At 42.5% G+C, this 23,919-nt stretch carries 28 protein-coding genes; 2 read left to right on the top strand and 26 right to left on the bottom strand.

Annotated features, from left to right (window positions below; genetic code table 11):
- Positions 1–34: 34 nt before the first annotated feature.
- On the bottom strand, positions 35–1,129 hold the full coding sequence (locus ABDZ72_RS10820; RefSeq protein ID WP_343752954.1) for a Leu/Phe/Val dehydrogenase: 1,095 nt from the start codon (positions 1,127–1,129) through the stop codon (positions 35–37).
- Positions 1,130–1,644: 515 nt separating this feature from the next.
- On the opposite strand from ABDZ72_RS10820, the gene ABDZ72_RS10815 reads away from it, so the two are divergent.
- Positions 1,645–1,878, top strand: a complete 234-nt coding sequence (locus ABDZ72_RS10815; RefSeq protein WP_343752952.1) for a DUF2627 family protein — start codon at positions 1,645–1,647, stop codon at positions 1,876–1,878.
- A 45-nt stretch (positions 1,879–1,923) separates the two neighbouring features.
- Positions 1,924–3,270: an aspartate kinase gene (locus ABDZ72_RS10810; RefSeq protein ID WP_343752950.1), complete on the top strand. Its 1,347-nt coding sequence runs from the start codon at positions 1,924–1,926 to the stop codon at positions 3,268–3,270.
- A gap of 37 nt (positions 3,271–3,307) precedes the next feature.
- Here the strand turns inward: ABDZ72_RS10810 and spo0A are convergent, their stop codons facing one another.
- From spo0A to aroQ, 25 genes are all read right to left on the bottom strand, one after another.
- Positions 3,308–4,102 (bottom strand): sporulation transcription factor Spo0A, encoded by a 795-nt coding sequence (gene spo0A, locus ABDZ72_RS10805; protein ID WP_343752948.1) that lies wholly within the window; start codon positions 4,100–4,102, stop codon positions 3,308–3,310.
- Positions 4,103–4,334: 232 nt separating this feature from the next.
- Positions 4,335–5,669 carry a SpoIVB peptidase gene (gene spoIVB, locus ABDZ72_RS10800; RefSeq protein WP_343752946.1) on the bottom strand — a complete coding sequence of 445 codons (1,335 nt, stop codon included), beginning with the start codon at positions 5,667–5,669 and terminating at the stop codon, positions 4,335–4,337.
- 131 nt (positions 5,670–5,800) lie between these two features.
- Positions 5,801–7,513, bottom strand: a complete 1,713-nt coding sequence (gene recN, locus ABDZ72_RS10795) for a DNA repair protein RecN (RefSeq protein ID WP_343752944.1) — start codon at positions 7,511–7,513, stop codon at positions 5,801–5,803.
- 17 nt (positions 7,514–7,530) lie between these two features.
- On the bottom strand, positions 7,531–7,980 hold the full coding sequence (ahrC, locus tag ABDZ72_RS10790) for a transcriptional regulator AhrC/ArgR (RefSeq protein WP_343752942.1): 450 nt from the start codon (positions 7,978–7,980) through the stop codon (positions 7,531–7,533).
- 32 nt (positions 7,981–8,012) lie between these two features.
- A complete protein-coding gene (locus ABDZ72_RS10785; RefSeq protein ID WP_425542383.1) occupies positions 8,013–8,858 on the bottom strand; it encodes a TlyA family RNA methyltransferase in 846 nt (281 codons plus the stop codon).
- Between the two features lie 28 nt (positions 8,859–8,886).
- A complete protein-coding gene (locus tag ABDZ72_RS10780) occupies positions 8,887–9,486 on the bottom strand; it encodes a hypothetical protein (protein WP_343752938.1) in 600 nt (199 codons plus the stop codon).
- Between the two features lie 682 nt (positions 9,487–10,168).
- Complete coding sequence (locus ABDZ72_RS10775) at positions 10,169–11,053, bottom strand: polyprenyl synthetase family protein (protein WP_343752936.1); 885 nt, start codon at positions 11,051–11,053, stop codon at positions 10,169–10,171.
- Positions 11,054–11,055: 2 nt separating this feature from the next.
- Positions 11,056–11,289 carry an exodeoxyribonuclease VII small subunit gene (locus tag ABDZ72_RS10770; RefSeq protein WP_343752935.1) on the bottom strand — a complete coding sequence of 78 codons (234 nt, stop codon included), beginning with the start codon at positions 11,287–11,289 and terminating at the stop codon, positions 11,056–11,058.
- A complete protein-coding gene (xseA, locus tag ABDZ72_RS10765; RefSeq protein ID WP_343753722.1) occupies positions 11,273–12,631 on the bottom strand; it encodes an exodeoxyribonuclease VII large subunit in 1,359 nt (452 codons plus the stop codon). The genes ABDZ72_RS10770 and xseA overlap by 17 nt, the downstream gene beginning before the upstream one ends.
- Complete coding sequence (gene folD / locus ABDZ72_RS10760; protein ID WP_343752934.1) at positions 12,621–13,481, bottom strand: bifunctional methylenetetrahydrofolate dehydrogenase/methenyltetrahydrofolate cyclohydrolase FolD; 861 nt, start codon at positions 13,479–13,481, stop codon at positions 12,621–12,623. The genes xseA and folD overlap by 11 nt, the downstream gene beginning before the upstream one ends.
- A gap of 27 nt (positions 13,482–13,508) precedes the next feature.
- Positions 13,509–13,889: a transcription antitermination factor NusB gene (gene nusB, locus ABDZ72_RS10755; protein WP_343752933.1), complete on the bottom strand. Its 381-nt coding sequence runs from the start codon at positions 13,887–13,889 to the stop codon at positions 13,509–13,511.
- 136 nt (positions 13,890–14,025) lie between these two features.
- Positions 14,026–14,412, bottom strand: coding sequence for an Asp23/Gls24 family envelope stress response protein (locus tag ABDZ72_RS10750; RefSeq protein WP_343752931.1), 387 nt, complete (start codon positions 14,410–14,412; stop codon positions 14,026–14,028).
- On the bottom strand, positions 14,405–15,775 hold the full coding sequence (gene accC, locus ABDZ72_RS10745; RefSeq protein WP_343752929.1) for an acetyl-CoA carboxylase biotin carboxylase subunit: 1,371 nt from the start codon (positions 15,773–15,775) through the stop codon (positions 14,405–14,407). The genes ABDZ72_RS10750 and accC overlap by 8 nt, the downstream gene beginning before the upstream one ends.
- Positions 15,776–15,788: 13 nt before the next feature.
- Positions 15,789–16,286, bottom strand: coding sequence for an acetyl-CoA carboxylase biotin carboxyl carrier protein (accB, locus tag ABDZ72_RS10740; RefSeq protein ID WP_343752927.1), 498 nt, complete (start codon positions 16,284–16,286; stop codon positions 15,789–15,791).
- Between the two features lie 212 nt (positions 16,287–16,498).
- Positions 16,499–17,071, bottom strand: a complete 573-nt coding sequence (locus tag ABDZ72_RS10735) for a SpoIIIAH-like family protein (RefSeq protein ID WP_343752925.1) — start codon at positions 17,069–17,071, stop codon at positions 16,499–16,501.
- 12 nt (positions 17,072–17,083) lie between these two features.
- Positions 17,084–17,719 carry a stage III sporulation protein AG gene (gene spoIIIAG, locus ABDZ72_RS10730; protein ID WP_343752923.1) on the bottom strand — a complete coding sequence of 212 codons (636 nt, stop codon included), beginning with the start codon at positions 17,717–17,719 and terminating at the stop codon, positions 17,084–17,086.
- Positions 17,716–18,360, bottom strand: a complete 645-nt coding sequence (spoIIIAF, locus tag ABDZ72_RS10725; protein WP_343752921.1) for a stage III sporulation protein AF — start codon at positions 18,358–18,360, stop codon at positions 17,716–17,718. The genes spoIIIAG and spoIIIAF overlap by 4 nt, the downstream gene beginning before the upstream one ends.
- Before the next feature lie 11 nt (positions 18,361–18,371).
- Positions 18,372–19,568 carry a stage III sporulation protein AE gene (gene spoIIIAE / locus ABDZ72_RS10720; RefSeq protein ID WP_343752919.1) on the bottom strand — a complete coding sequence of 399 codons (1,197 nt, stop codon included), beginning with the start codon at positions 19,566–19,568 and terminating at the stop codon, positions 18,372–18,374.
- Between the two features lie 21 nt (positions 19,569–19,589).
- Positions 19,590–19,982 (bottom strand): stage III sporulation protein AD, encoded by a 393-nt coding sequence (spoIIIAD, locus tag ABDZ72_RS10715; RefSeq protein ID WP_343752916.1) that lies wholly within the window; start codon positions 19,980–19,982, stop codon positions 19,590–19,592.
- A 6-nt stretch (positions 19,983–19,988) separates the two neighbouring features.
- Entirely contained in the window at positions 19,989–20,195 is a 207-nt protein-coding gene (spoIIIAC, locus tag ABDZ72_RS10710; RefSeq protein ID WP_343752914.1) for a stage III sporulation protein AC, read from the bottom strand.
- 20 nt (positions 20,196–20,215) lie between these two features.
- On the bottom strand, positions 20,216–20,728 hold the full coding sequence (spoIIIAB, locus tag ABDZ72_RS10705) for a stage III sporulation protein SpoIIIAB (RefSeq protein ID WP_343752912.1): 513 nt from the start codon (positions 20,726–20,728) through the stop codon (positions 20,216–20,218).
- Positions 20,673–21,650 carry a stage III sporulation protein AA gene (gene spoIIIAA, locus ABDZ72_RS10700; protein ID WP_343752910.1) on the bottom strand — a complete coding sequence of 326 codons (978 nt, stop codon included), beginning with the start codon at positions 21,648–21,650 and terminating at the stop codon, positions 20,673–20,675. The genes spoIIIAB and spoIIIAA overlap by 56 nt, the downstream gene beginning before the upstream one ends.
- A 123-nt stretch (positions 21,651–21,773) precedes the next feature.
- Positions 21,774–22,331, bottom strand: a complete 558-nt coding sequence (gene efp / locus ABDZ72_RS10695; protein ID WP_343752908.1) for an elongation factor P — start codon at positions 22,329–22,331, stop codon at positions 21,774–21,776.
- A gap of 14 nt (positions 22,332–22,345) precedes the next feature.
- The gene (locus ABDZ72_RS10690) at positions 22,346–23,410 is read right to left on the bottom strand and encodes a M24 family metallopeptidase (protein ID WP_343752906.1); all 1,065 of its coding nucleotides are present in this window, start codon (positions 23,408–23,410) and stop codon (positions 22,346–22,348) included.
- Positions 23,411–23,854 carry a type II 3-dehydroquinate dehydratase gene (aroQ, locus tag ABDZ72_RS10685; protein WP_343752904.1) on the bottom strand — a complete coding sequence of 148 codons (444 nt, stop codon included), beginning with the start codon at positions 23,852–23,854 and terminating at the stop codon, positions 23,411–23,413.
- Positions 23,855–23,919 lie beyond the last annotated feature (65 nt).

The following is a 23,919-nucleotide window of genomic DNA, read 5'->3' as shown; positions in this document are numbered from 1 at the left end:
ATCATCGGAATGGATACTTATACGGTCGGATCGTTTAACGTCTGCTTAATGTATGATGGCCATTGGGCAAAAACTGATTACGAGATGCCTTTAATGATTGTATACGCTCCTCAGCCATCCGGTTTGCAGCAATACTGGACGGAATATTATCACGGGCGGATATGGCAAATACTTCGGATAGATTATCGTAAATTTTGTTCACTTTTTTCATCGCACGCTCATGATTATAATTGTTCAGTTCATCGGACACATTAATAACACCACCTGAATTGATAACATAATCGGGAGCAAAGACGATACCCTTTTCATGAATCATTTCTCCATGTTCATCTGATTTCAGTTGGTTGTTCGCGGACCCCGCAATGGCTTTGGCCGTCAATTGAGGAATCGTTTCATCATTAATAACAGCTCCCAGCGCACAAGGTGCATAAATATCACAATCAACGCTGTAAATGTCGTTAGGTGCCACTGCTTCGGCACCGAAATCATCGACAGCACGCTGAACCGCTTCACGGTTGATATCGGTCACTATTAAATCAGCACCCTCATGATGCAGATGCCTGCACAGTTCATAGGCTACATTGCCCATCCCTTGCACGGCCACCGTTTTTCCCTCAAGTGCGTCACTTCCGAACGCTTCGTTTGCAGTGGCTTTCATCCCTATATAAAGGCCATAACCGGTAACAGGAGACGGATTTCCGGACGAGCCAAATTCCGGAGATGTGCCGGTTACATAGTCTGTTTCCATATAAATCAAGTCCATATCATCTACAGTCGTGCCCACATCTTCCGCCGTTATAAACCGTCCATTGAGACTTTGAATATAGCGACCAAAAGCACGGAACATTTCCGGATTCTTATCCTTTTGAGGATCACCGAAAATAACTGCCTTACCGCCACCAAGATTCAAGCCTGCAGCAGCATTTTTGTATGTCATGCCCCTTGCAAGTCGGAGTGCATCTTCAATGGCATCAGCTTCTGAATCATAATTCCACATCCTTGTCCCACCCAACGCCGGACCAAGTGTTGTATCATGAATAGCAATGACAGCTTTTAAACCGGAGTTTTTATCTTGACAAAAAACTAATTGTTCATAATCCTCATCTTCCATATATGTAAAAATATTCATCTGTAACCTCCTCATAGTGTTCAGATTGTTTCTGTCCTAACAGCCATTGTCAATGGCATCGGAATGGTGTTTGCATCTACATCTTTTATGACCATCGATTTTTAAGTAAAAAACATGCACTTTTACTAAAATAAAAGCGCATTAGTAGCTAAATGCAATGACATTATATAATGCAGTTATCAAAATGATGGCAAGCAGACAATATGGTACGGTTACGTTTATCATAACGATTGCCATTCGGTCCATTTAACTCACGCTGATTATAAAGTCCCATTTCATCGTTAGTGGTATCGTGAAAATGACCATATCGCAATCCATACTTGTAACAATTTGTGCATTTCAAGTATACTCGATTATATAATTGTAAACAAACAATAACTTGCATGCAAATTTCCAACCAAAAAGATGCACTATATAAAGAAATACGGTGCATTCTGTTTCCATTTTTTCAGCCATTTGCTATACTTGTTGCTATACTTGGCAAGTCAGCATGTACGCATTAAAGGAGAAAAGACATGATCCGTATTATCGCCGTGCTTCTGCTCGTCATTCCCGGCTTGATGTCGGCAATTGGTATTAAACTTATGCGTGACACGCTGTTTAATACATTCATCCCGGTCTTTATGAATCAGGGAATCCAGTTTGTTTCCGGTTTGTTGCTGTTTCTCGGCGGTTTGGCATTTATTGGCGGATTTATCATTCACCGGGATAGGAAAAAGTGGAAAGATAAAAAAACAGGGAAAAAATGACATAGTTCGTCAGTTTTTATCCTATTAAGTTATGGAGCGATGTTTATGAAAGTGGCAAAATTTGGAGGAACTTCCGCAGCAAGCGGCGAACAAATTAAAAAAATCACATCCATCATCACCAGTGATCCGGATAGAAAAATAATGGTCGTTTCCGCACCTGGCAAACGCTTTAAAGATGATTCTAAAGTAACGGATTTGCTTATCGCAATGGGCAATGCAACCTTTGCCAATGAACCGACCGGAGAACTTAAAGAAAAAATCCTGAACCGATTTTCTTCCATTGCAGAAGAGCTCTCGATTTCTTCAGATATTGTTGATGACATTAAACAGACAATCGAGCAAATTCTTGCAAGCGATCAGCCAGAACATATGAAAATGGACGCTTTAAAATCCGTCGGCGAGGATAGTTCCGCTAAACTGATTAGTGCTTACCTTAGGACAGAAGGTTATCAAGCGGTTTACATGAGTCCAAAAGATGCTGGAATTATCGTCAGCAATGAGCCGGGGCAAGCACGCATTTTGCAGGAAAGCTTTGACGCACTAAGCCGTTTGCGCACACAAGAGAACATTATTGTCATACCTGGTTTTTTCGGTTTTACAAAAGAAGGACAGTTAATGACATTTCCCAGAGGAGGATCGGACATTACCGGATCCATCGTGGCTGCAGGTGTGAATGCCGATTTATACGAAAATTTCACTGATGTCAATTCGGTTTATACCGTTAATCCGACCATTGTCGATAACCCGAAAGAAATAAGCACATTGACATATAGGGAAATGCGCGAACTTTCTTACGCCGGGTTCTCCGTTTTCCATGATGAAGCACTGCTTCCTGCATTCGAAGCGAAGATTCCCGTGTGCATTAAAAATACTGGCAATCCAGATTCTCCCGGAACCATGATTGTCGCCGATAAGATGCCACAAGAAAAATGTGTCGTTGGAATCGCCAGTGATACAGGCTTTGCGAGTTTATACATCAGTAGATATTTAATGAATCGTGAGGTTGGGTTTGGACGGAAATTGCTGCAAATACTGGAAGAAGAAAATATTTCATTTGAACATGCTCCATCTGGAATCGATGACATGTCCGTCATTTTTCGCGAAACACAACTGACGCCCAACAAAGAAGAAACGGTCATCAGACGGATTAAAAATGAACTGAATCCTGATATGATTTCCATTGATCACAACTTTGCCATGATTATGGTTGTCGGAGAAGGTATGAATAATACAATAGGGATTGCCAATAAGGCAGCTTCAGCATTGTCAGGTGCCAATGTTAATATTGAAATGATTAATCAGGGGTCTTCCGAAGTTTCCATGATGTTTGGCATAAAAGCCAACAAACTTCATCAAGCGATACAATCATTATACGAGACATATTTCGGATAAAAAAACTGTATGTGCAAACAGCACATACAGTTTTTTATTAACTTGCTTTATGTTCCAGCCGAAGATGGTCGGCCACCATGGCTATGAATTCAGAATTGGTCGGTTTTGCCTTTGAAATATTTACAGTATATCCGAACAAAGCTGAGATGGATTCAATATTTCCACGACTCCAGGCTACCTCAATGGCATGACGAATGGCACGCTCTACACGGGAAGACGTCGTATTGTACTTTTTAGCTATGTCCGGATAAAGAACCTTCGTAATGGAACCAAGCAACTCAATATCATTATAAACCATCGTAATGGCTTCTCGTAAGTACATATAACCTTTGATATGTGCCGGTACGCCAATTTCATGAATAATATTCGTAATGCTTGCTTCCAAATCCTTCTTTTTGCGTTCTTTGCCTGCGGGTTTCTTTGACGCCGGCGGATGAACTGAATTCACCCCTTCTCCGGAAACTTGCCGTATTTGCTCGGCCAGATTATCCAATTCAAATGGCTTAAGAATAAAATAGGACACGCCAAGATCAACCGCTTTTTTCATAACTTCTTCCTGACCAAAAGCCGTCAGCATAATGACATTCAGATCATTGTTATTTTCACTTCCACGAATCGTATTTAATACACCGAGGCCATCAATATGAGGCATTATAATATCCAAAATAAGAACATCAGGCTCTTTTTCCTCAAGCATTTCCAGACACTCCCGTCCATCATGGGCAATCCCTGTGACATCGATGTCTGCCTGATCTTCAAAGTATTCTTCCATTAATTGAATGAGTTCTCTGTTATCATCAACTAAGCAAACTGAAATTTTATCTTTATCCACGTTGTTTCCTCCTTAAAAATTCGATTTTTCTTATGCACTATATTCGACACAAGTTCCAAATATCCTTTTTTTATTTGAAAAACTTTATATTTTTTTACTTTTGCTTAGATTAGATCATTTTTTCTTCAATTTTTATGTTGATTCGATCATTTTTGACATTTTTTGTCGAAATGGGTTCAATGTCATTAAAAAAGCTTGTTATAGGAATACAGCTCCCTATAACAAGCTTTGTTTAACTTGCTTTATCTTTATCCTTCTCCGACGGGCTTTTGACTTCAATTCCGGCTTCCTGCAACATCCATTCAATATGAACACCGTAACCACTCGTCGGATCATTAACAAAAACGTGTGTGACCGCACCAATGATTTTGTCGTCCTGAATGATCGGACTGCCACTCATGCCTTGCACAATACCTCCTGTTTCATTCAGAAGGCGCTCATCGGTGATTTGAATAACCATTCCTTTTTTAGCGGGAAACTTTTGTGGAACGCTGCTGACAACCTTCACATCAAACGCTTCCACTTTTTCTCCATCGAGCACGGTCAGTATCTTAGCGGGTCCTTCTTCCACCTGGTTCGATAATGCAATTGGCATTGGTTTGTCGTATTCGCCATTTTTCTTAATCGGTTTATTCAGTTTCCCGAAAATACCAAAGGGGCTGTTCTTCGTAATATTTCCGATTTCTTTATCATTTACAGAGAACTTTGCCTGCTTCTCTCCTGGTGTTCCGTTATTGCCCTTTTCAATCGACGTCACATCAGAACGGACAATAGATCCATTATGGATTTCAATTGGCTTTTGTGTATCCATATCCGATATCACATGGCCAAGTGCTCCATAATTTTTCGTCTCCGGATCATAAAATGTCATCGTGCCAATACCAGCTGCTGAATCACGTATATACAATCCAATTTGAAACCTATCTGTTTTTTCATTTTTGATGGGATCCAAAGTCGTTTCCTTTTTCTCATTATCCCGCTTAATGGTCAGTTCAAGCTCTTCGTTGTTCTTTCCGGCTTCTTTAACCAAAGGCTTGACATCGTTCATATCTTTTATTTTTTCACCATTTATTTTTAAAATGACATCCCCCACCTGTATATCGGCTTCCTCGCCAGGAGACTTCTCGCCATCCTCACTTTTAACTTGATGATGTCCAACGACTAACACCCCTAATGTATGAAGTTGTACACCAATGGACTGTCCGCCGGGCACAACCCGAATATCTTCAAGGACAGAAACATCCACTTTTTTAAGCGGAATTCCAGCTGCTTCATACATAAGTTGACTATTTCCTTGCTTATCCGGATAAAATACAGATGAATCCGTTGCTTGGACGCTGTCTCCAGAGGAATTAATCGTTACATTGGTGCCGAGTGCAGGTATATCCAAAGGTGATGCGGTGTCAGAAAATGTGACAACCTTGTCCGGAATGGAAAGGTACTGCTGAACTGGTTTTATAAAAGGCAGTGCCAATACAGCTGTTAAAAGAAAAATGCCTAGCCATATTCGAATGTTACTGTGTTGCTGCTTCACCCAATTCACTCTCCTCGGCCAACCCCAAACCATTATTTTTTCTTTGTACTTCTAATTTGACCGAACCGTACCTGTTTTAAACTGGTGAAAAAAAAGAAAAGCTGTGTATCTTTTCCTTTCAAAAAAACACCAGCTTTTCATGTGTCGGTTTTTTGCAAACCAATTCAATTTTTCCGTTTATATTTGGAAGCCAATTCAAGCATTTCTTTAGCATGTTCTTTCGTTGTTTCTGTTAATTCCGTTCCGGTAATCATCCGGCTCAACTCGTCCATTTTTCCATATTCATTCAGTTCGTCGACGACAGTGGCTGTTCGGTCGTCTTTTTCATGCTTTTCAATCAGCTTGTGAATGTCGGCCATGGCTGCCACTTGAGGCAAATGGGTGATGCATAGCACTTGTGATTGCCGTGAAATTTGATAAATTTTTTCGGCAATGGCCTGCGCAACTCGTCCACTGACACCGGTGTCAACTTCATCAAAAATAACACTAGTGACACCTTGATGTTTGGCGAAAAGTTTTTTTAAAGCTAGCATCATCCGTGACAATTCACCACCGGAAGCGACTTTATGCAGTTGTTTAAGTGGTTCTCCGGGATTGGCGGAGATAAGAAACTGAACGTAATCAAATCCATTTTGATGCAATTTAACGTCATTTCCTGATTCTGTATCGGGTTTAACCTCAAAGGCGATGGAAAAGTACGTTTTTTCCAAATAAAGATCCGCCAATTCTTCATGTATCTGAGTGGTTAAGGACTGTGCTAATTTTTGACGCAAATCATGGAGCTCTTTGGCTTCCAGATAAGCATCCTGATATGTTTCCCTTATTTGTTCTTCCAATTTTGCCAAATGTGTATCCTTGTCAGTAAGCTGCTCAATTTCTTCTTCAATATGAGCAAGGTACTCCAAAATATCATTTACCGAAGAACCGTACTTTTTTTTCAACCGATCGATTTCATTTAACCTGGATTCAACTTCATTCAGACGTTCCGGATCATAATGCAGGGAATCTGCATAATTACGGATATCATACATCAGTTCCTCCACCAAGAAATAATGATTGGATAATTCTTCAGCTTTTTCAGCAATAAACGTGTCATAGTCTTTGCTATTCTGAAGCGCCTGACTTGCCGTGTTCAACCATTCAGTACCTCTCTCTTCACCGTAAAGAGCATTATAAGCATCCAGCAGACCATTATAGATACGTTCAAAATTCGCAAGTTGGCTCCGTTCCTCTTCAAGTTGTATATCCTCGTCAGGAACCAGATTCGCCTGCTTAATTTCATTCTGTTGAAATTGCAATAAATCTAATCGCTGTGACATTTCTTGCTCATTGGCACTCAGTTCTTTATACCGGCTTTGCAGTGATGACAATTTTTCATATAAGCGAGCATATTCATGCTTTGTTGGTGTGAGTTGGTTTTCACTGTACATATCAAGCAATCGGATATGATTATCCGGTTCCATCAATGATTGAGTTTCATGCTGGCTATGTATATCAATCAGGCGCTTTCCAAACTCCCTTAAAATCGCAAGGGTGACTAATTTACCGTTCACTCTGCAGATACTTTTACCGCCTGACGTAATCACTCGGTTCAATACCATCATATTATCCTGGATGTCAATTCCATACTGATCGGCGATATCGTACAATGTTCCATGATTGTCGTCCAGCGTAAACAACCCTTCCATTTGAGCCTTGTTTGTTCCATGCCGGACATATTCCACTGACCCTCTTCCGCCGGCCAACAGTTTAAGGGCGTCGATGATAATCGATTTTCCTGCTCCTGTTTCACCAGTAAGGACCGTTAATCCTTCATCAAATGTAATGGATATTTCGTCAATAATGGCAAAATCCTGTATCGACAGTTCTGTCAGCACATGCGTCACCTCACTGTTCACAGCATATCTAAAAAACGGTCATGGACAATGGCCGGATCTTCCGGTTTTCTGCAAATAATCAAACACGTGTCATCTCCGCAGATCGTTCCCATAATTTCATCCCATTCCAAATTGTCGATAAGAGCACCGAGGGCATGCGCATTGCCAGGCAAGGTCTTTAATACAATAAAATGACTTGTATACTCCATTTTGACAAAAACATCCCGGATTAAGCGTTTTAATTTATCAAGCGGATGGAAACGATTATCCGCCGGCAGACTGTACTTATAATTTCCAGTGAGCGATGGAACCTTAACCAGATGAAGTTCCTTTATGTCGCGTGAAACGGTTGCCTGTGTTACATCATAACCAGCGGACCGGAGCTGATCGGCCAGTTCATCCTGCGTTTCAATTTCTTTTTCTGTTATCAATTCACGTATTTTAATATGGCGCTGAAGTTTGCTCATAAAAACCTCCATTAAAAATGGATTCCCTGAGGTTATTCCTTTTTCGTCTCTGGCTGTCGATTCTCCCTGAGATCACAGTGGGCATCCTCCACCATATTATTTAAGTCGGGCGTTATTTTAGTCATGTCTTCCATTTTATCCCATCCAAAATGGACTAAAAATTCGATATTTCCATCACCGCCGGTTACCGGTGAATACGTCAAATCGATCAACTGGTAACCTTCCCGGCGGGCATAATCCGTTATGTTTTTAAGAACGTCCAAATGCACGTTTTTATCATGAACAATGCCTTTTTTCGCTACCTGTTCCCGCCCGGCTTCAAATTGCGGTTTAATGAGTGCTATAATATCGCTTCCCGGTGGCAAAAGCAGCTTCAATACAGGGAGGATAAGTCTCAACGAAATAAATGAAACATCAATGGCTACCATATCCGGTTTCCCATTATTAAGCATGTCCAGTGTAACATACCTGAAATTGGTCCGTTCCATGACGATAACCCGGTCATCATTGCGTAATTTCCAATCCAATTGGTTGTAGCCAACATCAATAGCATAGCTTAACTGGGCACCATTCTGAAGGGCGCAATCCGTAAACCCGCCAGTCGATGACCCAATATCCATAAAAATGCTGTTTTTTAGCGATAATGAAAATTGGTCGATGGCTTTTTCAAGTTTTAACCCACCTCGTCCCACGTAAGGGATGCTTTTTCCTTTTATTGTCAAAGACATGGATTCATTTACTTTTATGCCCGGCTTGTCCAAACGGGTTTGATTGGAGAAAACGAGGCCAGCCATAATCATTCGTTTTGCTTTTTCTCTTGTATCAATGAACCCCCGCTCTACCAACAACACATCTAAACGTTTTTTGCTCATTTTTATTTCCTTTTCTTCTGTAAAATAACGGAAATTATTTGTTTCTTCCAGTTTTATTATTATTATTCGGGAGAACTCTTATTTTCAAACGTCCTTCCAAAAATGCAACCATTTTTCCTGCAAAGAAAATAAGGGATGTGGAGCTATTGATCGCAGCGTACTTCCCGACTGCTTTTCCACCCACTGTTAAAGCAGCAACCAAGCTGGTAAGCACAACTGACAAAATAATTTGAAGTTCGGATCCCTCACCCTTTCCAAAAATTTCTGCAAGCTGCAGGACGACAGTTGCTGATGCAGTACCACTAACAACACCTGATATGTCACCGATTACGTCATTACAAAAACTAGCAAATTTATCAGCGTTGCGGATAATTTTAACAGACTCCTTGGCACCGGTAATCTTTTCAGCAGCCATGGCATGAAAAGGCTTTTCATTAGCGGCAGTAGCAGCAATTCCAAGCATATCAAACGTAACACCAATGCATACAATGATAAAAACAATGACCAGTCCCAATACCCAAATCACATTGCTTAAAATGGATTCGGACACCACTGAAAAAATAGCCGCTAACACGAACGTGATAACGGCTATAGTAACACTGAAATGAAGCGATTTTTTAGTTTGCGGTTTCATATTAACCTCGGATTTTTAAAAATATGTAGAGAAGGAATGGTCATTTGAAAGGTAAAAACTGCGGCTTAGGTCCAGTAGGTTTTCCCAGATGGATACCCCATGTTGCCATAGAGGCGGTTCCCCTTTAAATCCATCTCGACCCCGTCACCGGAAAGTCGGACTGGATTACCACTGAGTCCGCACTATAATCCCTTTCAAATGTCCTTTGAGCAGTCTAGGAGTTTTCCTCGACAGCCTTTGACCGTTCCTTAGCCTCTTTTGCAGTGATGATTTCATAGAGAATACATAACCTAACCGGTGGCCGCCCGGATAAAGCCATGGTGTGTGCTCTAATCCCCTCACCACCACTCAAGGCAGGCTACGCTGCAAATAAGGCTCCCACACCCTATTATACAGGTTCATACCCCATTCCATAACGGAGCCTAGGCTTAGACTCCATTACAGATATGGGCCTCCACGGTAATCGGGTCAACGCCCACATGCCTTTGTGGATCGCCCGAAAACCTTAACTCCCAGCACTGACCCAAGGCTGGGCGCCTCAAGCCAGCACAAGGAACTTCATCGATATGCCCTTTGGCGGATTTTTAGGCCCGCCTTCAGGAACGGAGGACCGACTAGAATACTGCACCACTCCATTTATAATTGTATTATACCATAAAAAATAAAAGATGGCTACGATCGATTAATAATCTCTTGTACTGAAATAATCGGTGAGCATAGAAAGATAAGTAGATTTGGCCCCGGCTTGATTTAAGGCTTCTTTCGCCTGTTTCACGTAGTCGAATTTTTTCCGAATGGCACCGTCCAAACCAAGAATTTTGGGATACGTATTCTTATCATTAACTGCATCGCTCCCGACCGGCTTTCCAAGTTTCTCCGCTTCACCAGTCACATCCAAAATGTCATCCTGCACTTGAAATATTAAGCCAAGATAGTAGGCAAATGTGTCAAGGTGTCTTATTTGCCCAGAATCGGCACCGCCAAGATAAGCTCCAGTACTGACGGCAAAACGAAGCAGTGCTCCTGTTTTCAGTATGTGAATGTGTTCTAACTCATCCAGGGTGATTTCCCTGTCCTCAGCTTTCATATCAAGTATTTGCCCGGCCACCATTCCTTTTGGACCGCTTGCTTGTGTAAAGGACGTTGTTATAGACGCTTTTTGGTTATCCGTCAGTCCCGGGTCACCGGCAATCATTTCAAAACTATATGTCAGCAATGCATCTCCAGCTAAAATTGCTGTCGCTTCATCATACTTCTTATGATTTGTCGACTGTCCGCGCCGCACATCGTCATTGTCCATAGCGGGCAGATCATCATGTATAAGTGAATACGTGTGAACCATTTCCAGAGCAATGGCCGGCCCGAATGGTGCGTCCGATCCATGGCTGTATGCTCGATGAGCTGCGAGCAAAAGGACAGGCCGGAGTCGCTTTCCACCGGCTTCAACCGAATAAAGCATCGAATCTTTCAGTCGTTCCGGGATATCCAGATTGGTCAATCGGTAATGCAATTCCTGTTCAATAGCTATTTTTTGTTCATCCATGAAATCGTTCAGCTCCTGTTGCACCCTTATTCATCCCCTTGTATATTAAAGGTTTCCAGTTCGCCTTGATCATTCATGATTTGTGTCATTTTTTTCTGTACATCGGTCAATTTATCGCTGCACACCTTGGAAAGTTTCATCCCTTCCTGATAATAAGTGATTGCTTTTTCTAACGGCACATCACCCTTCTCGAGCTTTTCCACAATTTTTTCAAGCTCAAGCATGGCCTCTTCAAATGAGAGTTTATTCTCCTGCTCCATCGGTCTCCTCCTTTTTATCCATTACATGACAATCGAGTGACCCATCCGCGAGTTTCACGGCAATATGATCGTTCAACGATACGTGATCGACAGACTTGACCAGCCCGCCGGCCGAATGATACGTAATAGCATAGCCACGTTTCATCGTCTCCAATGGGCTTAGCAGGGATAATTTTTCAATAGCTGTTTGAAGTCTATCCGTATTTTTTTCCAAATAGCTGTTCATCCGATCTTTCAGCTGTTTCTGATACTGCCCCAACTCTTTTTCTGCATAGGACAATTGTTGTTTCGGATGGGACGCCGCTAATCTTGTATTCATCTGCACAAAAGCATCCCGCTTTAACCGCCATTTCATATCCGCCATTTTTTCCAGTCGATCAACCTGTTTATCCAGTTCCTGTTCTTTCTGTTTCATCAGTTGCTCTGGATAACGGAATGCGTAAGATTGCTTTACCCGGTTTAAATGTTGTCCAGCATGGGATATCCATTGATTCATCATGTTGGTTAAATACCGCCGCGAATTATCCAGTTTTTCGATAAGTTCAAGTTGGGAAGGCACAGCTATTTCGGCTGCACCTGTCGGGGTGGGGGCTCGGACATCAGCCACATAATCACTGATGGTCGTGTCGGTTTCATGTCCAACAGCAGATATGACCGGAATGGACGAATTAAAAATCGCTTGGGCTGTTATTTCTTCATTGAAAGCCCACAATTCTTCGATAGATCCACCTCCTCTCCCAACTATCAGGAGGTCGAACACATCTTTTTCATTTGCTCGTTTAATCGCATCAGCAATCGATTCCGTTGCATTGGAACCCTGGACAAGCACCGGGACGACGGTTGTTTGAGCAATGGGGTACCGTCGTTTTAGAGTCGTAATTATGTCACGTACGGCAGCACCTGTTGGAGATGTCATAATTCCAATATGCCGTGGATAGGCGGGGATTGGTTGTTTGTATGTCTCATCAAAATAACCCAGTTTATGTAGCTTTTCCTTCAGCTGCTCATACGCCATATAGAGAGATCCAAGGCCATCCGGTTCCATTTGCTGTATATACAATTGATACTGGCCAAATGGTTCGAATACACCGATTTCTCCTTTAATCAACACTTTCATGCCATTTTCGGGTGTGAATTTGAGACGACGGTTATTCCCGGCAAACATGACAGCTTGTATGCGTGCGTTATCATCTTTAATCGTCAAATACATATGCCCTCGACTATGATGTTTAAAATTGGATATTTCGCCTTGAAGCCAAATATCTTTCAAATGAGCGTCTGATTCGAATTTCCGTTTGATATATTTCGTAAGCGCAGTGACGGTTAAGTAACTATTTACCAACTGCATCCAATCCTTCAGCAGCCGTAATGGTATTTTTTAGCAACATCGTAATAGTCATCGGTCCCACGCCCCGGGGAACAGGTGTAATCAGTGATGCTTTCTCAGCCACCGACGGAAAATCGGCATCTCCTGACAGGGTACCGTCCTCCATTCGGTTAATACCGACATCAACGACGACTGCACCGCTTTTGACATGTTCGCCGCGAATACTATTGGCTCGTCCCGTTGCTAAAATAAGGATGTCAGCTTCCTGCGTAAAGGCCGTCACGTTTTTCGTTCTTGAATGGCAGTACGTTACCGTGGCATTGTCATTCAGGAGTAACTGGCCGACAGGTTTTCCGACAATATTGCTTCGCCCGAGCACCACAGCATGCTTACCCTCTATCGTCACATCATAGGCGTTGAGCATCGTTATAATGCCATATGGTGTACATGGCAGAAAAGTGCTTTGTCCGGTCATTAATTTGCCAACATTAATGGGATGAAAACCGTCCACATCTTTTGTCGGGCTGATGGATTCAATCACGTTTTGCTCATTGATATGGTCGGGAAGCGGAAGTTGTACCAAAATACCGTGTACCGTTTCATCCTTGTTAAGTCCATCTATCCGGGTCAGAAGGTCCTTTTCCGTCGTAGAGGATGGCAATTCAATGATATCAGAGGACATACCTGTTTCTGAACAAGCTTTTTCTTTACCCCGCACGTAAGATTTGGAAGCCGGGTCGTCACCAATAATAATTACCGTTAAATGTGGCGTGATACCTTTTTCTTTCAGTTGCTGCACGTCCTCAGCTATATCCGACCTGACTTTTTGCGACAGATCTTTTCCATTCATTTCAATGGCGGTCATAAACCCCATCTCCTTTCCTTCAGTCGTTTATACTGTAAGTTTGGAAAGAACCCCATTGACGAACTTTCCGGACTTGTCATCGCCATACACGTTGGCCAGTTCCACGGCTTCGTTAATCGATACATTAACAGGAACATCTTCCTGCCAACGGATTTCGTAAACAGCAATACGTAATACGGCTCGCTCCACCGAAGCAATTCGTTCAATAGACCAATGTTCCAATTTGGCGGCAATGATATCATCGACGGCCTGTTTGTTCGCTGCCACTCCTTCGACGAGCGTATGGATAAATGGATCGATCTCCAATGTCTCCAAGTAGTCTTTCATTGCCTGTTCAGGTTGCTTATCATTCATATCCAGCTGAAACAGTATTTGAAATGCGTTCTCTCTTGCTGCATGCCGGTTCATCATCCATAACTCCTTTGAATTCGTATCTTGATGAAATCATAACACGGCTTTAAGCGGAAAAGCTAGACACAAGCAAAGGAGGATGGGAAAAAACAAAACAAATTACTTATCCCATCCTCCTTTTTGGCACATGAACTCATTCACCCTCGTTTGTGTTCTCCATTTGGATACCAACGACGTGAACATTAATCTCATCCATTTCCAGCGCCGTCATTGTTTTTAATGTGTGTCGAATATTTTCCTGCAATTCCTGTGCTGTTTTTGGGATGGACACACCGAAATTCAGAACCACGAATAAATCAATCAAAATGCCATTTTCCGTAAGGTCTACCTTAACGCCTTTACCATGTGATTTTTTTCCGAATCGCTCCACAACACCGGTTGCAAAATTGCCGCGCATTTCCGAGACACCTTTCACCTCAGACGCAGCAATACCTGTTATGACTTCAATCACTTCCGGTGCAATCTCGACCGTTCCCAAACTTTCATCGTCACTGACGTTTAACAAAGGCTGTTCACTCATAGTCTCCATCATCCTTTTTCAGTATGGGATTATCTTGCAGAAAATTGGTGTTGAAGTCGCCATCCACAAAAACGGGATGATCCATAATTTCCCGGTGGAAAGCAATCGTTGTGTGAACCCCTTCAACAACAAATTCATCGAGTGCACGTTTCATTCTTTGGATAGCTTCTTCACGATTTTCTCCGTACGCAATAAGTTTCGCAACCATGGAATCGTAAAACGGGGGAATGCGATAACCCGGATATGCTGCTGAGTCATTGCGGACACCGGGACCACCGGGAGCAAGGTACATCGTTATATTCCCGGGTGATGGCATGAAATCTTTAAACGGATCCTCCGCGTTGATACGGCATTCCACGGCCCACCCACTAACGTTAATATCGTTCTGTTGAAATGGCAACGGTTCATTGTTTGCGACGTTTATCTGTTCTTTAATCAAATCAATACCGGTGATGATTTCAGTTACCGGATGTTCAACCTGTATTCGTGTATTCATTTCCATAAAATAAAAATCCGCGGTTTTTCTGTCAAAAATAAATTCGATGGTGCCGGCACCGACATAATCAACCGCTTTGGCGGCTTTTACAGCTGCTTCGCCCATTTTTTCACGAGTCTCCGGTGTTATGGCTGGTGAGGGTGCTTCCTCAATTAATTTTTGCAACCGTCGTTGGATGGTACAATCGCGTTCACCCAAGTGTAGAACATGGCCATATTTGTCGGCCAGAACCTGTATTTCCACATGACGGAAATCCTCGATGAATTTTTCCAAATAGACGCCAGGATTACCGAACGATTTTTCAGCTTCTTCCTGGGTCACACGAATGCCTTTTATTAACTCATCCTGGTTTTTGGCAACACGGATGCCCTTTCCGCCACCACCTGCAGTCGCTTTGATAATAACCGGATACCCGATTTCCCCGGCAAGTCTGATCGCCTCTTCCTCATTTTCAATAATCCCTTCCGAGCCGGGTACAGTCGGAACACCTGCCTTTTTCATCGTTTCACGAGCCACATCTTTCACACCCATTTTTTGAATGGACTCCGCAGCAGGGCCCACAAACGTAATATTGCATGCCTTACATATCTCAGCAAAATCAGCGTTTTCTGCCAAAAAACCATAACCGGGATGAATGGCATCAACTTCGGTCAATGTGGCAACACTCATGATGTTTGTGAAATTCAAGTAGCTCTCTTTGCTCAGTGCGGGGCCTATACAGTAGGCGTCATCTGCCATTTGCACGTGAAGTGCGTCTTTATCCGCCTCCGAATAGACCGCTACTGTCGAAATGCCCATCTCTTGACATGCGCGGATTATCCGCACCGCAATTTCGCCCCTATTTGCAATCAGAAGTTTATTGATCACCCGAAACATCCCCTTACTTTTTCTTCACTCGAAATAGCGGTTGTCCATATTCAACCAACTCACCATCTTCTGCAAGAATTTCTGTAATGTCACCTGTTGTTTCTGCTTCAATTTCATTAAACAGTTTCATTGCCTCTACAATGCAGACAACGGTATCGTTTTTAACCTCGGAACCGGTTGTTACGTAAGAATCGCTTTCCGGATTCGGTGACGCATAAAACGTTCCCACCATGGGAGAAACAATTTCATGGTCAGAATCATCCGTCTTATTGTCTGCATCCGATTGTTCTTTTACCGGACGCTCTTCCGACATAGCATCTGTTTCAGGCGCGGTCTGTTTGATCGGTTCAGCACGGTATTCCACCGGTGATGTAGGCTCCGTTGGAACAGTTGTCCCGTTACCAGATTTTTTCAGGGTAACGGAGGTTCCTTCTTCTTCATAAGAAAATTCGTCAATGGCCGACTCGTCAACGATTTTTATTAATTCACGCAATTCTTGTATCTTCAGCATTACTGGCACCCTTTCGTTTACAACAGTTTGATAATAGATACTGTTAACTTCTCTTAACATTTTACGATAACTTTATTCCATACTGCAACCAGAACGGAACGACTTTCGGTATGATAATAGACAATTATGGACATCTGGGCAAATCGGTCTCTTGTCCCTGTTCTCATTAAAATAACCGGGCGTCTGTATACACCCGGTTATCATTCATGCCATCATTTATTCATTGCTTGATTATCCACCTTCACTTCAATGTTTCCGAATTCATCGCGAACCATTTGCATCATATTGACCACTTCAGAATTGGAAAGGTTTTCTTTATCTTTTACGTGAACGAAAACTTGGTCGTCTTCATGACGTACAAGCACATCGTTGTAGTCAGCAGAGGCAATAATTGATTGTTCAAGCATTTTTTCTTTTCTGGATATTTCCTCCATCCTATTTATTTTGTTTTTTGCCTCGTTTTTCTCGTCCATACTTGCGGAACTCGAAGCAACGACGTCATCCAGCCGCTCTTTAGCCGCACTGCGCTCTTCCCGGATTTCCATACGAATCGATGTGAAAAGCTGATTTTCTTCCAGGTTGGAGATGTCATCAACATTGGCGCCACTATCGTTTTTGTCTGTGTCATCATTTTCTGACGCATCGGAGGCTGTTTCCTCCGCGGAATCATCGTCTTCAGGCAAGTAAGCGAGATCGCCACTGCTTGGGGAGGTCATATAGTAGACACTCAACACAATCATTAAACTCAGCATTGTTAAAAGCCATACCGTTTGTTTTTTTAACATCGTTACACCCTCCTAATTTTTTGGCATTACCGATACTCTATGTGCAGGTACACCGAGCACCCGGGAAACAGCTTCCATCACCCATTTTTCAACACTTTTATGATCAACTCCCTTCGCAACAACAAACACCCCCCTGACATCCGGCTTTTTTGTCTGGATAAGGAGCGGCACTTCTTTATCTCCTTGTCGCACCAGAACAGTTTCTGTTTCCTCAGAATTTTCTTCTATATCTCTCTCACCGCCGTTTGTATCTGTTTCCTCGGTTGATTGCTGACTTTTGATCAGATTTTTTTCGTAAACCTTGACCTTGCTGGAGTTCAAATTGACCATGACTTCGGCCTCTGAAACACCTTGTATCTTATTCAGCAGTTCACGGAGATCCTCCTCATAATTTGTTTCAATTTCTTTGACGCCGGAACTGGACGACTTGGACTTGTCCAGCATTGTTTCATCCGTGGACTCCTCTTTCACCTCTCCCGGAATTTCTTCACTAATGGACGGGTCTTGTTTTGATGTTGAGGAAAATACATTTCCTACAATAAGCAGCAGCAGTCCAATTAAACCAATAACAAGGATATATCCGGCTTTTTTGGAAGGTTTGCCTGTGCCCCCTGACATTCCGAGAAGCTTTTGCAAGTATTTCTTCACGATGGCTCTCCCTCCCTTGCGATGGTCATTTTTTCCTTGTCTATGCCCCATACATCGTGTAATAAATTCTTAATTCCATTCGTGTCGATGCCGTTTTCATCTGATTCCGGTTTATCCCCATCTATGACAACATTTTCAACAACTGCGACTCCCCCTTCCCCTTCCTCTTCTTCTGTTTGTGGTTTTTTCAGATAAACCGTTATGTGTTCAATTTTCTTTTTCATGGCTTCATCCGTATCATCCACCTCTTTCGCAAATTGAGGGTCAATAGACGCAATTTGCTGCTCATAATTTTTCTCAAGGGGCTCATTCGCCAATTGTTTTAATTGGACAGCCATTTGTTTACCAATATATGCACGCTGAGAGGTTTGTATTTCACTTTTTTTCATTTCCATCGTGTTTTCAAGATCTTTTTTTTCCGGCTGTTCATTCATCATTTCCGTATAAGAGGCTTGCAGGGCACGTTTAACGTCCATATCAAACAAATAGAATACAGGTTTCAAAAAAATAAGAATCAAGATCAGCCCAACAATCAATTTGATGTATTTCTTCATCGATGTTGCCGGAATCATAAGGTCGACCACAGATGCTAACAGTAAAAACAGGATAATCTGTGTAACCCAATCAACCAAAGCGCCCATTGTTACGCCCCCTAACGCAGCAGAATGGTTATATTGCTTGCGGCCACCAAGATAACGATGGCAAGGAAAAACATGAATGTTACAACCAGTAACGATGCGAGAATAAACACTATATACTTGCTGATCGTATCCATAATGGAAATGACCGGCCCATCCCCGACGGGCTGCAATATAGCCGCCGCCAGTTTATAGATAAGTGCGATGGCAAAAATTTTGATTGCCGGGAATATAGCAATAAAAACTATAATGAGCACACCAGCCATACCAACAGCATTTTTCAAAAGTAGTGAAGCGCTTAAAATCGTATCAGCTGCATCAGTAAACGCTCGACCGACAACGGGGATAAAGTTTCCAGTAATAAATTTGGTCGTTTTCATCGCCACGCCATCCTGTACAGCACTGGTTGCTCCCTGAACAGACATGACACCGACAAAGATCGTTAAAAAAATGCCGAGTGTGCCCATGGCAACCTGTTTCATCAAATTCGCGAGTTTGGATACGCTGTAGTTATCATTTAACGTGCTGACAATCAGCAACAAGGCGGATAAAAACAATAAAGGCAGTATAAACTTTGATACGAGAACCCCGCTCAAATGAATAAGCGATACAATAACTGGCTGAAAAAAAGCCACCGTCACGACATTTCCAAGCGTTGCCATAATGCTTAACATCAAAGGAAGAAGGGCTATCATGAAACTACTCATGGTATTAACGGCATCACTGGCATAAGAAACAACTACGTAAAAACTGTTCAACGCGAGGAAAATCAAAACAATATAGACAATATAGTACGCTATTTTACTGACAGTAGTTTGTTCAAAAGCTGTATGAATGGTTTGTAAAATAACAGAAAACAACGTTAGTATTAACAATTTGCCGAGGAGCTTTCCGTTCAAAAAAAGCTCGTGCAGCAAAAACTCAACAAAGCCCCATAATATACTTTTAATGGAAAACGAACCATCCTGCTTAATGAACTCATAAATGCTTGTCTTTTCTAGTTCGGGGACATAGCCGCCATACTCATGTTCAAGCGTGTTCCAGAACGACCGAATTCCATCAAGAGAAATATCGTTTAACAGTGTATCCTCCATCTCAGAGGGCTTTTTTTCACTCTGATTCTTTTCGGCTGAAACTGGTTGTCCAATCAGGAATACCAACAAAATAAACAAGACACTTATCGCCCATTTCGTCTGTTTCACAGAGCACATCACCTCTTTTCCGGACAACGCCTATACGGATGAGACAAAGCGCATAATTGCTTCGGCCAGCGCACTGATGATCGGTATAGCCAACAGCAGAATAAATATTTTTCCAGCCATTTCAATTTTTGCTGCCACAGAAGCAAGCCCGGCATCCTTGGTCAAATTTGCCCCAAGCTCAGCAATGTAGGCAATGCCAATGATTTTTAGAATGGTCTTCATATACATTCCATCAACGTTTGCTTTCGTACCGAGCGATTCAATCAGCCGAAAAATCGCTCCGATTTCCTTAATGACAACAAGAAAAATCATAATTCCGGTAATAACGACCAATAAAAAAGCGTAGGACGCATTAATATCTTTCAGGATTATATAAAGAATGCTCGCAATGATACCAATGATGACAATTTGTATGATATCCATTACGCACTACCCCTGGAAAAGGAATACCGATTTTATCTGCTGAAACAGGTCTGCCAGTTGTTGAACAACCATGACCATGACAATGACAAAACCTACAACGGTTGCAAAATGGGCCATGTCTTCTTTTCCCATTTGTTTCAAAATGGTGTGAATAAATGCAACAATTATCCCTATGCCAGCAATTTGAAATAGTATGGATGCATCAATAGACATTAAGTGTGCTCCTTTCCCATCTAAATCAACAGCAACACGACAAATAAACCACACAATACGCCCAAGCTTTTCGCCATTTTTCCGTATTTGAATTGATTTTCTCTCGCCTCTTCCAATTGCCGGTCCAAATGATTGATGGTTAAATGAATCTGCTTTTGCTGGTGATCGAAGTCATGCTGACCGAGTGTTCTTCCAAACTGCTTGATAATTTCCCCTTCAATGGCAGACAGCGATGATGTTTCCAGCAAATCATTAACACATCGGTCCCAGACGTTATATAAGTCCATCCCTGCCTCATGCACGGAAATGTGCATGTTATAAAAAAACGTGCTTATGGGCTCCGGTATTTGCTTAGATATCGTTTCAAAAGCTTCCGGCAGAGGCAGCTGACTGTATAAAATTTCGGCCTCCAAAATTTGCAAAGCATTTTTCATTTGTCGTATTTGTTTGGGCCTTTCATGGAATGTTCGACTGATTTCAAATCCGATCAGCGTTGTTGTGGCGATAAAAAGAAGCGCGCCAATCCACTTCATCTTTGAAGCCCCCCGATTTCGTCAACAGGTTCTCTTCCTTTTGATTATAAATACGATGGATATCTCCGGGTCGTTTATCTCTATTCAACAAGACAAACCGCTCAAAGACGTCGTATTCAAATAATGGTTGAAGTGAGGGACGTTTTTTCAATTCCATCAATGATTCTCCGTGAATAGTGCAGATTACTGTTACGCCGGCATTAACAGCCTCCATAAGCGCCTGGGCATCAGATGTACTTCCTATTTCATCAACAATCAAAATTTCTGGTGACATCGATCGGATCATCATCATCATGCCTTCCTTTTTAGGACAGGCATCCATAACGTCGGTCCGTACGCCCAACTCATGCTGTGGAATGCCTTTTTTGGATCCGGCAATTTCCGAACGCTCGTCCACGATGCAGACTTTTCGAGCACGGGCATTCCCCCATCCCGTTCCGATCAGACGAGATATATCACGAATAAGCGTCGTTTTTCCTGTTTGCGGCGGGCCGATCAGAAGCGTATTGACGTAATGATTCCGGTACAGATATGGGATAAATGATTTGGCAGCACCAATTTTTTGTTTGGCAATCCGGATATTAAAGGAAGCAATATGCTGGATAGCTTTCACCTGTCCATGCATCGTATTTACTTTACCTGATAGTCCGACACGGTGACCACCTTCAATCGTTACATAACCTTCCCGGAGTTCATCTTCCATGCGGTATAAGGAAAACTCACTAAGTTGATTCACAACAAATAAACTGTCTTTCCGGTCCGGTCGCACGTGCCCTATCCACTCGGTGTGATCATCAAAAATCAGTTCCACAGGCTGTTGAATCCGAAAACGTATTTCCTGAATAAAGCCCCATTGGTTTGCGGCTTTATGATCGATGGCCTGTCTTATTCGTTCGGGAAACAATCGTAATATTTCTTCCATAGCATGTCCTCGCTTTAACAATAGCTTATTACTCAAATATATGACTGCTCCTTTGAATTATGACTTTGTACCATCATAAAAAAAACGGCCCTTTGTTTTGAGGACCGTTCTCTTTACAGAGTATTAAGCTCTGGATACGTATTTGCCTTCGGACGTGCTGATGAGCAATACATCGCCCTGATTAATGAAAAATGGGACCTGTACAACATACCCCGTCTCAAGGGTGGCCGGCTTCGTTCCACCACTTGCTGTATCACCTTTGACACCCGGCTCTGTTTCAGCCACCGTTAATTCCACGTTTTTCGGAAGATCAACACCGATAATTTCCCCTTCATATGAGGTGACCGTCACTTCCATGTTTTCCTTCATAAACTGGAGTTCGTCTTCGATTTGACTGGTTTGCAGTTCCAACTGCTCATACGTGTCGGTATCCATAAAGGCATGCGTATCGCCTGATGCATACAGATATTGCATCTTGCTGCTTTCAATATGAGCACGATTCACTTTCTCACCCGCCCGGAACGTCTTATCCTGAATATTTCCGCTCCGTAAATTCCGAAGTTTGGATCTGACAAATGCAGCGCCTTTGCCTGGTTTGACATGCTGAAAATCAATAACCTGCCAAATATCATTATCCACTTCAATAGTTAATCCCGTTTTAAAATCATTCACTGATATCATATCGACATCCTCCTTCAACCTACTTGAAGTCGTTCTTTTGGTGCTTCGGTCAGACGTTCATTGCCGGAATCGGTGATAACGATGTCATCTTCAATGCGGCAGCCGCCAACATCGGGAATGTAAATGCCGGGTTCAACCGTCACAACCATGCCTGGTTCCAATGTCTTATCCGAACGGAATGATAAGCCAGGGGCCTCATGCACTTCCATACCGAGCCCATGCCCAGTGGAGTGGCCAAAATAGTCACCATACCCCTGGTCATTAATATAATCCCTTGTCAGTGCATCGGCCTGCTTGCCGGTCATCTCCGGTTTCACACCATCAACACCGCGCAATTGCGCTTGCAACACAGTGTCATAAATAGCCGCCAGATCTGCTGAAATATCACCAACAGCAACCGTTCTCGTAATATCCGAGCAATAACCTTGGAATAAAGCACCATAATCCATAGTAACAAGTTCACCGGATTGAATCTTTTTATCCGATGCGACACCGTGCGGAAGGGCGCCACGATAACCGGAAGCTACAATAATATCAAAACTGGACGAATCGGCACCTTGTTGTCGCATGAAAAATTCCAGTTCATTGGAAATATCGATTTCTTTAACACCCGGCTTAATATAATTCCGGATATGGTCAAAGGCATGATCAGCAATGTTAGCCGCCTGTTTCAGAACATTCAGCTCATCTTCGGTTTTAATCAGACGCAAATCTTCGACTAACCCACTCACCCCGGATAGTTCAGCCATGAATGTTTCCTGATAAAGTTCATAATCCGAATAGGTGACATGATCTTTTTCAAACCCGAGATGATTCACATTCATCTGTTTTAATTGAGAATCGATGTCCTGATGAATCGGGTTGGTTTGTTTCACAACAGTAAATCCGACTGCCTGTTCGTTTGCTTGTTCTATGTAACGGAAATCGGTGATCAGCCGCGCGTCATGTTGACTGACAATGACCGCTCCTGCCGTACCAGTAAATCCGCTCAAGTATCTTCTGTTCACCGGACTCTTCACCAATATGGCGTCAATACCGGATTCCTCCAATTTTATACGAAGATCGTTTATTTTCCCCATTCAATCAGTCCTTTCCATTTTTTCCAAAAAGGCCAATGCAGCCAGTCTGTAGCTGTCTTTCCCAAAACCAACAATCTGCCCATAACATTCAGCTGCCAGCATGGACTGGTGCCGAAAAGCTTCCCGCCCATGCACATTGGATATATGAACTTCAATAACAGGTGTATCAATAGCCGCAATAGCATCACGCAAGGCAATGCTCGTATGAGTGTAAGCAGCTGGATTGAACAAAATCCCATAATATTGACCGTTCGCTTCATGAAGGCAATCCGTTAAATCACCTTCATGATTGGACTGAAAACTATCCATTTCGCCCCCGTATTGATGTGCCAGATCTATCAGTTCTTTCTCGATGGTCTGCAGCGTAAACTCTCCGTAAACGTCTTTTTCTCGTTTTCCAAGTAAATTAATATTAGGACCATTCATAAGTAAAAGGCGGTTCATTGCACTCATTCCTTTACCATTTCTGAGTAACTGTGGACTGTTACAGTTTATCATAAACAGAACCG

The sequence above is a fragment of the Lentibacillus halophilus genome (genome assembly GCF_039522485.1).
Lineage (GTDB): Bacteria > Bacillota > Bacilli > Bacillales > Amphibacillaceae > Lentibacillus > Lentibacillus halophilus.
The sequence above is the reverse complement of the archived record's forward strand: the minus strand, read 5'-3'. Positions and strand labels throughout refer to the sequence as shown.

What these genes read in the sequence shown, in the direction of transcription:
- ABDZ72_RS10820 (WP_343752954.1), bottom strand. Translation starts at nt 1,129, where the DNA reads ATGAATATTTTTACATATATGGAAGATGAGGATTATGAACAATTAGTT.
- ABDZ72_RS10815 (WP_343752952.1), top strand. Translation starts at nt 1,645, where the DNA reads ATGATCCGTATTATCGCCGTGCTTCTGCTCGTCATTCCCGGCTTGATG.
- ABDZ72_RS10810 (WP_343752950.1), top strand. Translation starts at nt 1,924, where the DNA reads ATGAAAGTGGCAAAATTTGGAGGAACTTCCGCAGCAAGCGGCGAACAA.
- spoIVB (WP_343752946.1), bottom strand. Translation starts at nt 5,669, where the DNA reads ATGGTTTGGGGTTGGCCGAGGAGAGTGAATTGGGTGAAGCAGCAACAC.
- ahrC (WP_343752942.1), bottom strand. Translation starts at nt 7,980, where the DNA reads ATGAGCAAACTTCAGCGCCATATTAAAATACGTGAATTGATAACAGAA.
- ABDZ72_RS10780 (WP_343752938.1), bottom strand. Translation starts at nt 9,486, where the DNA reads ATGAAACCGCAAACTAAAAAATCGCTTCATTTCAGTGTTACTATAGCC.
- ABDZ72_RS10770 (WP_343752935.1), bottom strand. Translation starts at nt 11,289, where the DNA reads ATGGAGCAGGAGAATAAACTCTCATTTGAAGAGGCCATGCTTGAGCTT.
- folD (WP_343752934.1), bottom strand. Translation starts at nt 13,481, where the DNA reads ATGACCGCCATTGAAATGAATGGAAAAGATCTGTCGCAAAAAGTCAGG.
- nusB (WP_343752933.1), bottom strand. Translation starts at nt 13,889, where the DNA reads ATGAACCGGCATGCAGCAAGAGAGAACGCATTTCAAATACTGTTTCAG.
- ABDZ72_RS10750 (WP_343752931.1), bottom strand. Translation starts at nt 14,412, where the DNA reads ATGAGTGAACAGCCTTTGTTAAACGTCAGTGACGATGAAAGTTTGGGA.
- accB (WP_343752927.1), bottom strand. Translation starts at nt 16,286, where the DNA reads ATGCTGAAGATACAAGAATTGCGTGAATTAATAAAAATCGTTGACGAG.
- ABDZ72_RS10735 (WP_343752925.1), bottom strand. Translation starts at nt 17,071, where the DNA reads ATGTTAAAAAAACAAACGGTATGGCTTTTAACAATGCTGAGTTTAATG.
- spoIIIAF (WP_343752921.1), bottom strand. Translation starts at nt 18,360, where the DNA reads ATGGGCGCTTTGGTTGATTGGGTTACACAGATTATCCTGTTTTTACTG.
- spoIIIAE (WP_343752919.1), bottom strand. Translation starts at nt 19,568, where the DNA reads ATGTGCTCTGTGAAACAGACGAAATGGGCGATAAGTGTCTTGTTTATT.
- spoIIIAD (WP_343752916.1), bottom strand. Translation starts at nt 19,982, where the DNA reads ATGGATATCATACAAATTGTCATCATTGGTATCATTGCGAGCATTCTT.
- spoIIIAC (WP_343752914.1), bottom strand. Translation starts at nt 20,195, where the DNA reads ATGTCTATTGATGCATCCATACTATTTCAAATTGCTGGCATAGGGATA.
- spoIIIAB (WP_343752912.1), bottom strand. Translation starts at nt 20,728, where the DNA reads ATGAAGTGGATTGGCGCGCTTCTTTTTATCGCCACAACAACGCTGATC.
- spoIIIAA (WP_343752910.1), bottom strand. Translation starts at nt 21,650, where the DNA reads ATGGAAGAAATATTACGATTGTTTCCCGAACGAATAAGACAGGCCATC.
- efp (WP_343752908.1), bottom strand. Translation starts at nt 22,331, where the DNA reads ATGATATCAGTGAATGATTTTAAAACGGGATTAACTATTGAAGTGGAT.
- ABDZ72_RS10690 (WP_343752906.1), bottom strand. Translation starts at nt 23,410, where the DNA reads ATGGGGAAAATAAACGATCTTCGTATAAAATTGGAGGAATCCGGTATT.
- aroQ (WP_343752904.1), bottom strand. Translation starts at nt 23,854, where the DNA reads ATGAACCGCCTTTTACTTATGAATGGTCCTAATATTAATTTACTTGGA.